Consider the following 11630-nt stretch of genomic DNA (forward strand, 5'->3'; position numbering starts at 1 on the left):
TATAAAAATGATCAGCCGGTCATGGCCTGTGTCTGCGCCTTCAACAGGGCGGGCAGCTCTTGGGCCGTGACCACAACGCCGTAGACATAGCGGTCGGGGCGCACCAGCGCGGCCACAGCCCCATGGCGCTGGAACCAGGCCGCCACCACACCTTCGGTTTCTTGCAACGGCTGGCCCATGTGCAGCGTGCTCACGCCTGCCACTGTGGGCACAGGGCCGTCAAAGCCGCTGCTCAAGACCAGCCACCAAGCGTTGCCGGCCAGCGTGTCCAGGCGCACCGGGCCGGTGTCTTGGGCGATCCACGGTTGCGGAAAGATGCTGCCGTTGGCCGCATGGGCGATGGGCGACAACAAGCCGGTCTCCAAACCTGGCAGCACATCCTGGCGCGGCATGTCGCGCACCACGCCGCCGCATTCGGCCAACATGCGTGTATCGCGTTCACGCGCCTTGGCAGTGTCGCGTTCACCAATCACCGCGCCAATGTTCTTGATGCGGCCTGTGAGTTGGCGCACGTGTTGTTTGCGCTCTGTGCCATAGCTATCGAGCAATGCTTGAGCCGCCGCGCCTTGTACTTCGCCCTTCAGCACGGCAGCGAGTTTCCAGCTGAGGTTGGCTACGTCGCGCACGCCCTGGCACATGCCCTGGCCCAGGAAGGGCGGCTGCTGGTGTGCGGCGTCGCCCGCCAAAAACACCCGGCCCTTGCGCCATTGCGCGGCCACCAAGGCATGGAAGCGGTAGCTGGCCTGGCGCCAGAGTTCACCGTCTTCGGGTGTGAGCCAGCGTGAGAGCAGCTTCCAGGTCTGGTCCGGTTCGGTCACCTGGCGCGGGTCTTCACCGGGCTTGAGCGAGATCTCCCAGCGCCGGTGGTTGCCGGGGCCAATCACCAGGGTGCAGGGACGGTCGGGCTCGCAGTACTGCACGCTGGTGGTAGGCAGCTTGGCCAAACCCTTGGCGTTGGCCAACACGTCGATCACCAGCCAGGGCTCGTCGAACTCCAGGTCTTCCAGCGTCAAGCCAACCATGTCGCGCAGCGTGCTGGAGGCGCCATCACACGCCACGACGTAACGCGCCCGCACCGTGTCTTCAATGCCTTGGTCGTCACGCAGCTGCAGCGTGGCGCCGCTGTCGTCCTGCAGCAGGCCCACCACTTCGGTGCCCAGGGCCACGTGGGTGTTGTTTGCGCCTTGCACGTGTTCGCGTAGCACGGCTTCCACCGGCGGCTGGCTGAACACGTTGGACGGTGTGTAGCCCAGCGGGTAGGGCGGGGCCACCATGGTCAGGCGTTTGATGAGCTGGCCGTCGACGCCGTAGTACTCCGATGGTGTGAAGGGCTCGACAAACGGCGCCACTTGCTGCACCACACCGAGCTGCTGGAACACACGCAGCACTTCATGGTCTATGGCGATGGCGCGGGGCTTGTCGTACACCTGGCGCAGGCGGTCACACACGTACACACTCAGGCCCATGCCGGCCAGCAGCCCGGCGGCAACCGCACCCGATGGGCCGAAGCCAACCACCGCGACGTCGTAAACGTCGCGTTTTGCTAGGGATGCCATAGGTTTATGCCTCTGCGTGTATGGGGTTCACCAAGGTGCCAATGCGTTCGATCTCGACCTCGAAGCGGTCACCGGCCTTCATCCATACGGGCGGGGTGCGTGCCTGGCCCACGCCGGCCGGCGTGCCCATCACAATCACGTCGCCCGGCTCCAGCGTCAGCACGTCGCTGAGCAGCGAAATGGTTTCGGCCACGCCCCAGATCATGTCGTCGGTGTTGGCGCTTTGCATGACTTCGCCGTTCAGGCGGCCCTGGATCTTCAAGCCCGTTGCGGCGCGTGGCAATTCGTCGGCCGTGACCAGCACAGGGCCAAAGCCGCCGGTGCCGTCAAAGTTCTTGCCTATGGTCCACTGTGGCGTGCGTTTCTGGTAGTCACGCACCGACATGTCGTTGAAGCAGGTGTAGCCAAACACGTAGTTGGGGGCGTCTTCCTGCGACACGTGGCGTGGCACACGTTGGCCAATCACCAGGGCCAGCTCGGCCTCGTAGTCAAACTTGACCGACACCTTGGGGGCAATGCCGGCTTCGCCATGCGCCACCAAGGAGGTGGCGCCACGGAAGAAGAACCAGGGGTACTCGGGCTTTTCGCGGCCACCTTCTTTGGCGTGGTCGAAGTAGTTCAGGCCCAGGCAGATGATCTTGCCGGGCTCGGGCACCAGTGGTGCGAGTTTCAGGCTGCTGAGCGGTACACGTGGTGCGCTGGAGGCCAGGGCAGCCTTGGCGGCAGCGGCCAGATCCACGCCCGCGCGCAGAGCGGCGCGCAGGTCGGCAGGCACTTGCGGTTGGGCGGTGTGTAGGTCGATGACGGCGTCGCCGTCGACCAGGCCTAGGCGGGCTTCGCCGTTGTGCAAGTAGGTGGTGAGTTTCATGGGGTTCCTGTGCAGAAAAAATGAAAGAGAACGAGGTTTAAGTTTTGATAAAGAAGACTTGGCGCTGGGCCTCCTTGAGGCGCGCCGACGGTGGTTGCGAAATGCCCCACTGGTCAACACGGCCGGGAGGCCACTTCCAGTCGTCCGGCCCACCAACCTGGTAGCTGTCGTCGATCTGCTCCACTTCGGCGGTGTATTCGATAACCTCGCCAAACGGGCCTATGAAGTAGTTGAAGGCGTTGTCGCCAGGGCCGTGGCGGCCGGGCCCCCATTCGATTTGGTGGCCAGCGTCGCGCATGCGGCCACCGCCGCGCATCACCGATTCCAGGTCGGGCATCACAAAGGCGATGTGGTTCAGCGCATCGTTGTCGGTGTCGCCCAGGGCCACGCTGTGGTGGTCGCTGGCGCAGTTCAAGAACGCCATGATGCGTGTGCGGTCGGCCAGGGTGAAGCCCAGCGCCTGCGCAAAGAAGCGCTGTGTGGCTTCAACGTCGTGGCTGTTCAGCACGGCGTGGGCCAGGCGTATAGGCCGGTCCGGGGTCTCGTGGGCATCGCTGTGTTGGCTGTCGCCAAACACCACTTGCAGCAGGCGCCCATCCGGGTCACGCACCGTGAGGCCGATGCCGCCACCGGGCTCGGTGATGGGCGCAATGGGCAGGTGCACGCTGCCACCGGCTTGCACGGCGGCTTGGGCAATTGCATCGAGTGCTTCGCGGCTGCGTGCGCGGAAGCTGGCGTGCACGATCTCGGCGTTGGCCCCGCCCTGGTGCAGTGCCAGCAGGTGGTGGTCGGCGCCGGTGCCGCGCAGGTACAACGCGTCAGGCGTGCGTGCCACCACGGCCAGGTGCCAGGTGTTGGTGTAGAAGTCTTCAGCGCGCTCCAGGTCGGGCACTTTGAGTGCCACGCTGCGCAGGCCGGCTATCCAGGGAGAGCTCATGTGTTTGCTTTCGTGAAGGTGCGCGCCAGAAAACGGCGCGCGTTGCCATGGGTGAGTTGCTCCACGGTGTGGGCGTCCAAAGCCGCAGCGTCCAACTGCTGCAGGGGTGCCGATTCGTGGAAGTTGAATGGGTAGTCGGTGCCCACCAGCAGTTGCGAGGCGCCGAACTGGCGCACCAACTGGGCCAGCGTGGTTGGGTCGAACACCAGGGTGTCGAAGAAGAGTTGCCGTGCCTGCTCCATGGGGGCGCTCAGCACTTGCTCCTTGAGCGCCGGAAACACGCTCCAGCCTTTTTGCAGGCGTGGCAGCAGCATGGCCAGTGTGCCGCCACCGTGGCTGAATGCGATGCGTAGTTTGGGGCGGCGCAGCACCAGGTTGCTGGTGATCACCGAGGCCGAGGCCAGGCCTACGTCGGTGGGGTAGGCCAACACCTGCTGCAGAGGCGGCGGACCGACCAGGCGGTCCATGCCGGTGGGTTTGAGCGCGTGCACAAACACGGCGGCGTTGAGCGCTTCGCAGGCTGCAAAAAACGGATCAAACTGCGGCGCACCAATCGGCACGCCGTTGACGTTGCTGCCAATCTCCACACCCGCAAAACCCAGCGTCTCCACCGCGTAGCGCAATTCGGCGATGGCCAGGTCCATGTCTTGCAGCGGCACGGCGCCCAGGCCTATGAGCGCGCCGTTCGACTCGGCCACCATGCCGGCGATCTGTTCGTTGAGGTAGCGCAGCAGTTGTGCGGCGTCGCTCGGCGCCATCCAGTACGACAGCAGCTCCGGCATGGGCGAGATGGCCTGGTGCTGCAGGCCCATGGCGGCCAGGTCGGCCAGGCGGTGCGTCACGCTCCAGCATTTTTCCGACACCGTGCGGTAGTTTTTGCCGGAGATCATCACGCTGCGGTGGCACAGCCCGTTCACGGGCGCGGCTGCGACGGTGGACGGCCAGTCGCTTGGCGCTTTGCTGCCCAGGTAGGCCGGGAAATGCTCGGGCACCACATGCGCATGCACATCGATGCCACAGGCGCAACGAGGCTTTAGCCTGTGGCCGCTTTCTGAACCCAATGTTTGCTCCGCCATCTTGTCTCCAACGTGCCGTGCGCAGGTGTGCCGGCCTCTTGATGGAGGCGAGTTTAGGAAGCGTCATTCAATTGATAAAGCAGATTTTCGATATACATAGAATCCATGGCATGGATATCAAAGACGTTGACCTGAACCTGCTGGTGGCCTTTGCCGCGATGACCGAACACCGCAGCGTGACCCGTGCCGCTGAAGCCGTGGGCCTGAGCCAACCGGCCATGAGCGCCGCAGTGGCGCGCCTGCGCCTGTTGTTTGACGACCCGCTGTTTGTCAAGACCGCCGCCGGCATGCTGCCCACGCCGCGTGCACAAGACCTGGCCGAGCCGGTGCGCCGCGTGATCGAGGCCATCAAGGTGGAAATCTTGCCGGCGTCGGCGTTCGACCCGCTGACCGCCACCAAACGTTTTGCCATCGTCACGCCCGACATTGCCGAGGTGCATTTTTTGCCGCAGATCCTGGCGCACTTCGCCAAGGCCGCGCCGCATTGCTCGCTGCAAACCTTGTCGATGTCGCGCTACGCCGCCGCCGATGCCTTGGCCTCGGGTGCGGCCGAGTTGGCGATTGGTTATTTGCCAGATCTGCAGAAGGCCGGCTTCTTTTTGCAGAAGTTGTTTCGCAACGACTACGTGTGTATCGTGCGAGCCGACCACGCGAGCGTGAAGGAGCGGCTGACGTTGAAAGCCTACCTGGCGGCATCCCACGCGGTGGTCAGCCCCGACGGGCGCGAGCATCTGTTGGAGCAGGCCCTGCAGGAGCGCGGCGTGGAACGGCGCGTGACCGTGGGCTTGTCTCACTTCATGAGCCTGCTGCCCATCATTGAAAGCTCGGATCTTATTGCCACCGTGCCGCGTGACCTGGCCAACATCTGTGTGCGCCATGGCGCCATTCGGATTGTTGAGCCACCCTTCAAGTCGCCGGTGGTGGAGGTGCACCAGTTCTGGCATAGACGCTTTCACAAGGATGCGGCCAACGTCTGGCTGCGCGGTTTGGTGCAGCGCTTGTTTCACGTCTGAGAACCGCCCGGGAACAGGCTCAACAAGCGGCTAAGGCGACGCGCCCACTTGCAGCGCATCCATAGATCCGCTTACAGCGCCCTCGGGCACGATTTGATGCATGGACTCGGCGGTTTCCATCCAGCGGTTTTTGATCTCTATGATCGCCGGCAGCTGGCTTAGAAAGGCCGCAACCACTTGGGGATCAAAGTGTTTGCCACTCTCGCGTTGCAATAACGCAATCGCAGCCTCGACGGTCCAGGCCGGTTTGTAGGGGCGTTCGCTGGTCAAGGCATCAAAAACATCGGCTACCGCCACGATGCGGCCCTCGATAGGAATCTCTTCCGCCTTGAGGCCGCGAGGGTAGCCGCTGCCATCCCATCTTTCGTGGTGTGTCAGCGCGACGGTATGGGCGGTCTGCAACAAACCCGGTGTGTGGGTGCCCATGATGCTGGCGCCGACCTCCGCGTGTTGACGCATCACGGCCCATTCCTCGGGGGTGAGCGGACCAGGCTTTTGCAGAATGGCGTCGGGTGTGCCGATTTTGCCGATGTCGTGCATGGGCGCCGCATTAAAAAGCTCCTCAGCGTATGCTGCACTCAGGCCAAGAGCCAAAGCCGTGAGGCGCGCATAGTGGCTCATACGGATCACATGCAAGCCGGTTTCGTTGTCTTTGTATTCGGCCGCCATGCCCAGCCGTTGTATGAGTTCCAGGCGTGTCTGCCGCAAGGTGTCGATCTGCACCAAAGACAAATGGGTGCGCACCCTTGCCTTGGTGATTGCCGCGTTGATGGGTTTGGTGAGGTAGTCGACACAGCCCGCGGCAAAACCCTTGGCCTCGTCCTTGGCGTCGGCCAGAGCGGTCACAAAAATGACCGGGATGCTGGCGGTCACGGGATTGCGCTTGAGCGCGATGCAGACGTCGTAACCGGACATCTCCGGCATCATGATGTCCAGCAGAATCAGGTCGGGTTGCTCTTGCGCGGCCAGCAGCAGGGCGCGCGCGCCATTCTTCGCGAAGAACAGGCGGTACTGATCTTGCAGCACAACACGCAAGACTTGCAGGTTGGTGGGTTCGTCGTCCACCACCAGAATGGCGGGGCGTATGTCGGTGGTCTCGGAGATCTGCATGGTGGTGGACTTTCAGCGGGGCAGCAGGGTATCTAGCCAACTGGACAAGACGTTATGGGCCTCGTCCATCTCAAAATCCTGCAAGGCGTTGTACAGCGCGTCGGCCTCGTTTTGATGGCCGAGACGGTGCATGGCATGGGTCAGGCGCAGGATGGCCGGCTCGTCAAATTCGCCATGCTGGATCTGCGCCATGGTGGCGCGCCCCAGGGCTTGTAGAAGCTGAGGTGTGTCTGCTTCGCTGGAGCCACTCTGATGTGCTGCTGGGGCGATGGCTGGCCCGTTTGGCACGGCGTTCGCGGCCGCCGCAGCGGCAACATCTTCCAGCGCGCGCAGCACCTCAGGCATGAGCCCTTGAACGCTGGGGCCATCCATTTTTTGTGCGGCGGCTTCGAGTGCGGCAAGACGTTTGCTCAGCAACGGCAAACATAGGTTGGCACTCATGCCACGCAGCTTGTGCGCGGTCTGGCGCAGTTCACTGGTGTCCGCCAGGCATGCCTGCTGCGTCAGCCGTGTGCTGAGTTCCGCAATGTCTTTGGCGAACCGGGCGACGGCCGTCGCGTGGGTGGCGGAACTACCCCAGAGGGCAGCTCCGGCGGCGTGGTCAATTACATGGCCTGCTGCTTTGGCTGGGGCGGCAGATGCCGTTTGAGTTTGCGGCGCTTGTAGCGGCGCGACCGCGACACTGGTGACACGTGCAATTTCTTGCATCAGCGCAGCCTGGTCTATGGGTTTGGTGGCGAAACCGTCCATGCCCGCAGCCCGGGTGGCCTGCCTGTCTTCTTCCAGCACGCTGGCGGTCAGGGCGATGATGGGTGTGGCGCGGCGGCCGAGGGATTGTTCAAAGCGACGTATCAGTCGCGTGGCTTCCAGGCCATCAATTCCGGGCATTTGCACGTCCATCAGCACCACGTCGAACATGCCGCGCTTGAAGACTTCAGCGGCCTCGGCCCCGTCTGTGACCGTGGTGACCTGGTGCCCGGCGTTGCGCAAGATCAGACTCAGCAATTCAATGTTCTGCGGCACATCGTCGGCCGCCAAGATGTGCAGCACGGGCATGTCAAACAGCGTGACTTCGTGTGCGTGCACCACGGGTGCACCTTCGGCCAGTGGCAGCAGGACGTGGAAGCTGCTGCCCTGGCCCAAGCGACTCTCCGCCCACAGGCGACCCTTCATCAAGGTGACCAGCTGGCGCGAGATGGTGGTGCCCAGCCCGGTGCCGCCAAAGCGGCGGGTGGTGGAGGCATCGGCTTGCGCGAACGGGTCGAAGATGCTGTCCAGCCGTTCCGGGGCTATGCCTATGCCCGTGTCGTGCACAGCCAGATGGAGTTGCCCATCCTGGCGCTCGACCACCAGTTTGACTGTGCCTTTCTCGGTGAACTTGACGGCATTGCTCAGCAGGTTGGTGATGATTTGCCGCATGCGCAAGGCGTCGCCCAGCATGTAGTCGCTGAGATCGCTGGCGTACTCCAGGGAAAGGGACAGTTTCTTCTTGTTCGCCACCAGTTCGAACGACTCCACCACCGATAGGCAGAGTTCTTTGAGCGAATAGTCCAGTTGTTCCAGTTCTAGCGCATTGCGTTCGAGTTTGGCCGTGTCCAGAATGTCGTTAAGCAGTCCCAGCAGCGAGCGTGCGCTGTTGCGTACGGTGGTGAGGTAGCGGCGTTGCTGCTCGTCCAGTCCAGTGCCCAGCAGCAATTCGCTGAAACCGATGACGGCGTTCAGCGGCGTGCGGATCTCGTGGCTCATATTCGCCAGGAAGGTGGATTTGCTCTCGGCCGCACGCTCGGCCGCATCCTTGGCGTCGCGTAACGCCTGCTCCATCTCAAAGCGTTCGGTCAGATCGATCAGTATGCCGTCGACCGACAGTACCTTGCCACTGGCATCCAGGGCCGGTGTACCCGAGAACAGGGTGTGCACGATGTGGCCATCGCGATGGATGAAGCGGTGGTAGTTGTTGAAGCTGTGTTTGGTGCGTATCGCTTCCTGAGCCGTGGCGGTGGCGGCGGCCAGGTCGTCTGGATGGAGCAGGTTCAGAAAGCCAGCGCGCCCCTGCATGAAGTCGTCCGCATGCCAGCCGAACATGGTGGATACGGCATCGCTGACATACAGCGGTGTCCAGTCCGGGCTTACGCGCACCATCACACACGGTGTGTTGGCAATCAGCGTGCGGCTGAGTTGTTCGCTGGCGCGCAGGGCTTCCTGGTTTTTGTGTGTTTCGGTGATGTCGAAAACCACGCCATCGAGGTAGGCGATGGTTCCGTCGGCGCCGAACACGGCGCAGTTTTGCAAGGAGATCCAGACGTAGTGGCCGTCTTTGTGACGCCAGCGGAACTGTAGTGAGTTGGTCGGGTTGGCGGGCGTGGCGGCCAACACCGCCTGGCTTACACCTGCGAGGTCGTCGGGGTGTATGGCGCCCAGTATGCTGACGCGGCCAGCGACAAAATCCTCGGGCTGCCAACCCACGAGTTCCGGCATGCCTTGGCTGACGAAAACCGGCGACAGATGTTCGTCCATGCGCAAACGAAAGACCACGCCCGGAATATTGCTCACCAGGGTTTTGAATTGCTTCTGCTGCTCTTTGAGCGCCAGCTCCAGGGTCATGGCATCGCTGACATCGAAGTGCACGCTGTCGATCCAGCGGATGCCATGTTCGTCATCGACCACGTAGCCATGGGTGCGCAGCCAGAGATAGTGGCCTTCTCTGTGCCGCATGCGCACGGTATGCACAAATGTCTTGCTGGTGTGGAGGCAGTCGTCTAGGGCTTTGATGGCGTGCTCTAGATCCTCTTCATGGATCAGGTCGCGCATGCGCAAGCCATCTTTGATGAAGGCATTGACCGGCCAGCCAAGAATGCTCTCGGCGGAATCGCTGATGAAGCTGACCGAGCGGCGTTCGTCCCCGCGTCGACGCATCACAATGCCTGGCAGGTTGGTGATCAGCGAACTGAAGCGATCCTCACGTTCCTTGGCCTGCTGCTCCAACTGCTTGGCGCGGGTGATGTCAAGCAACACACTGTCCACCCATTTCGGGTTTTGCTTGGCGTCGTATTCGGCGCGCCCGCGCACCTGAACCCAGACCTCGTGGCCATCGCGATGGCGCAGGCAGAGTTCAGCGTCGTAGCTTGTGTGATCACGAATGGCGCCGTCGCGTAGCGCCACGGCGCGTGCGGCTTCGCCGGGCAGCAATAGGTCTGCAAATTTGACCGTGCCCTGTATGAAGGCCTGCGCCGGCCAGCCGGTCAAGCCGCGGATGGCATCGCTGACAAAGTAGACCTGGAACGGTGCGGTCGCGCCGCTGCGCAACACCACCCCCGGGATGTTGGCGACCAGGGTGCGCATCCGCGCTTCGTTTTCGCGCAGGGCGATCTCAGCGAGTTTTTGCTCGGTAATGTCCAGCAGCAATCCGTCGAAGGACTGCACCTGCCCCTGGGCGTCGTGTACCACCGCGCCGCGGGCCATGATCCAGACCACGTGGCCCAGCCGGTGGATCAGGCGAAACTCGGTCTCGAACCGGCCCTCTTCGCGCAGCGCCTGGCGCAGCAAGCGGCGCGTTTCCTCGCGGTCTCCGGGGTGCACCATGTCGAGTATGCGCTGGCCTTGCACCATGAAGTCGGCGGCAGTCCATCCGGTCAGCGTTTTGGCGCCGTCGCTGACATAGCTGGTGTCCCGTTCGGGCAGGCGGATGCTAAAGGCCATGCCTGGCGTGTTGCGCACCAGTGAACGCATGCGCGCCTCGCTTTCGAACAAGGCCTGCTCCATGGCTTTGCGCTGGCTGAGGTCGGATACCTGGGCAACGTAGCAGCGTGCCTCGGGCAGCAGTATTTCACCGACTGACAACAGCACCGGGAAAAACCTGCCGTCTTTGCGTCGCGCTTGGCGCTCTTGGGGTGGGCTGTGCGTGGCGCCGGGGGGGGCCAGCCGGGTCAAGCTGCCGCCAGCGTCGCTGCCCAGCAGGTCGGTGGCCTTGAGGGCCCGCGCTTCGTCCAGGCTCCAGCCGAACAGGCGAATACCGGCGGGGTTTAAGTTCAACACCTGGCCTTGGGCATTGAACAACACAACCGCATCGGTCAAGGTATTGAGTGTGCTGCGCAGCCGTGTTTCGCTGGTGCTGGCCTGGCGCAGCAGTTCCTGAAAGCGCAGCAAGTGGTTGCCTGCCGCGACCAGCAGCAACAGGAATGCGGTCGACAAGGCGATGCCGTAGGCGATCACGTCCCGGGTCTGCCATCCCGGTTCGGGCAGCGGCGTGGTGAGGGTGGGCGCGACAGGCGAAACCTCCAAGCCCATCCAGAGCAACATTTGCACCCCGGCGACGGCCAGGCCCAACACCACGCCGCTGATCCAGATGTGTGCCAACGGCAAATCGTTCTTCACCCTGCGCCGTCGACGCATGGCCAGCCGAAACCAGATGGCCGCAATCGACAACAACAGCGACACCGTGACCGCAGCCAGCATCTTCCACGGGTGAACGGTTACCGGCACAGGCCGCAGCATGGCGGCGAATCCGGCGTACTGCATGCTGGCAATGCCCAGTGTCACGAGCACGCCGCACACCACGATGTCGCGTGTTTGCACCTGCCCGCGTGTCAGCAGGCGCAGCAGCGCCCAGGTCGACAGCAGTGCGGGCAACAAAGCCAAGGCAATGTATTGCCAGTGATAAGCCACCGGATAGGGCCAACGTATGGCTTCCAGGCTGATGAAGTACATGGACCAGATGCCCAACGCCAGGGCGATGGCGCCGCTGCCGATGGCCGTGCGTCGCGCGAAGGGGCGTTGTGTCCACCGGCCGTGGCTGGCCACCTGCAAAGCCATGGTGCAGGCCAACACCGACATCAGGATGGATAAACCGACAAGCCAGGGCTGGCGTTCGCTATAGGCCAGCAGAGACACCGGACCGGCGGACTGGGTGAGCGCAGTTAGTGCTTCCATAACGTATTGTTTTCATGCTGAATTAACTAATTAGTTGAGCACGTTACAGCAATTATTGACATGTTGTATACATATCAGGCGACGTTAAATTTGCACTATTTACGTTTTTTTATCTTTTTTTGTAGGATCAACGAGGCATGCAAG

7 protein-coding genes are annotated in these 11630 nt (G+C 62.7%); 1 reads left to right on the top strand and 6 read right to left on the bottom strand.

Translation table 11 applies throughout. From position 1 onward, the window contains the following. Positions 1-11: 11 nt before the first annotated feature. Genes ACFQ95_RS14175 through ACFQ95_RS14190 form a run of 4 tightly spaced genes read right to left on the bottom strand, consistent with a single transcriptional unit; the run spans position 12 to position 4437 of the window. Positions 12-1556 carry a bifunctional 3-(3-hydroxy-phenyl)propionate/3-hydroxycinnamic acid hydroxylase gene (locus ACFQ95_RS14175; RefSeq protein WP_422831938.1) on the bottom strand — a complete coding sequence of 515 codons (1545 nt, stop codon included), beginning with the start codon at positions 1554-1556 and terminating at the stop codon, positions 12-14. A 4-nt stretch (positions 1557-1560) separates the two neighbouring features. Next, a complete protein-coding gene (locus ACFQ95_RS14180) occupies positions 1561-2424 on the bottom strand; it encodes a fumarylacetoacetate hydrolase family protein (protein ID WP_422831939.1) in 864 nt (287 codons plus the stop codon). Positions 2425-2461: 37 nt separating this feature from the next. Continuing rightward, entirely contained in the window at positions 2462-3361 is a 900-nt protein-coding gene (locus tag ACFQ95_RS14185) for a VOC family protein (RefSeq protein ID WP_422831941.1), read from the bottom strand. Further along, positions 3358-4437: an amidohydrolase family protein gene (locus ACFQ95_RS14190; RefSeq protein ID WP_422831942.1), complete on the bottom strand. Its 1080-nt coding sequence runs from the start codon at positions 4435-4437 to the stop codon at positions 3358-3360. The genes ACFQ95_RS14185 and ACFQ95_RS14190 overlap by 4 nt, the downstream gene beginning before the upstream one ends. Before the next feature lie 110 nt (positions 4438-4547). Between ACFQ95_RS14190 and ACFQ95_RS14195 the strand changes: the two genes are divergently transcribed. Next, the gene (locus ACFQ95_RS14195; RefSeq protein ID WP_422831943.1) at positions 4548-5450 is read left to right on the top strand and encodes a LysR family transcriptional regulator; all 903 of its coding nucleotides are present in this window, start codon (positions 4548-4550) and stop codon (positions 5448-5450) included. Between the two features lie 30 nt (positions 5451-5480). Here the strand turns inward: ACFQ95_RS14195 and ACFQ95_RS14200 are convergent, their stop codons facing one another. Together ACFQ95_RS14200 and ACFQ95_RS14205 are read right to left on the bottom strand one after the other, a co-directional pair. Next, positions 5481-6560 carry an HD domain-containing phosphohydrolase gene (locus ACFQ95_RS14200; RefSeq protein ID WP_422831945.1) on the bottom strand — a complete coding sequence of 360 codons (1080 nt, stop codon included), beginning with the start codon at positions 6558-6560 and terminating at the stop codon, positions 5481-5483. A gap of 12 nt (positions 6561-6572) precedes the next feature. Continuing rightward, positions 6573-11486 (bottom strand): PAS domain-containing protein, encoded by a 4914-nt coding sequence (locus ACFQ95_RS14205; RefSeq protein ID WP_422831947.1) that lies wholly within the window; start codon positions 11484-11486, stop codon positions 6573-6575. Between the last annotated feature and the right edge of the window lie 144 nt (positions 11487-11630).

The sequence above is a fragment of the Variovorax sp. HJSM1_2 genome, assembly GCF_049316285.1.
In the GTDB taxonomy this organism is placed as follows: domain Bacteria; phylum Pseudomonadota; class Gammaproteobacteria; order Burkholderiales; family Burkholderiaceae_C; genus Rhodoferax_B.

Excerpts from the sequence above, each read along its gene's own strand:
- ACFQ95_RS14175 (WP_422831938.1), bottom strand. The coding sequence starts at position 1,556 with ATGGCATCCCTAGCAAAACGCGACGTTTACGACGTCGCGGTGGTTGGC.
- ACFQ95_RS14180 (WP_422831939.1), bottom strand. The coding sequence starts at position 2,424 with ATGAAACTCACCACCTACTTGCACAACGGCGAAGCCCGCCTAGGCCTG.
- ACFQ95_RS14185 (WP_422831941.1), bottom strand. The coding sequence starts at position 3,361 with ATGAGCTCTCCCTGGATAGCCGGCCTGCGCAGCGTGGCACTCAAAGTG.
- ACFQ95_RS14190 (WP_422831942.1), bottom strand. The coding sequence starts at position 4,437 with ATGGCGGAGCAAACATTGGGTTCAGAAAGCGGCCACAGGCTAAAGCCT.
- ACFQ95_RS14195 (WP_422831943.1), top strand. The coding sequence starts at position 4,548 with ATGGATATCAAAGACGTTGACCTGAACCTGCTGGTGGCCTTTGCCGCG.
- ACFQ95_RS14200 (WP_422831945.1), bottom strand. The coding sequence starts at position 6,560 with ATGCAGATCTCCGAGACCACCGACATACGCCCCGCCATTCTGGTGGTG.
- ACFQ95_RS14205 (WP_422831947.1), bottom strand. The coding sequence starts at position 11,486 with ATGGAAGCACTAACTGCGCTCACCCAGTCCGCCGGTCCGGTGTCTCTG.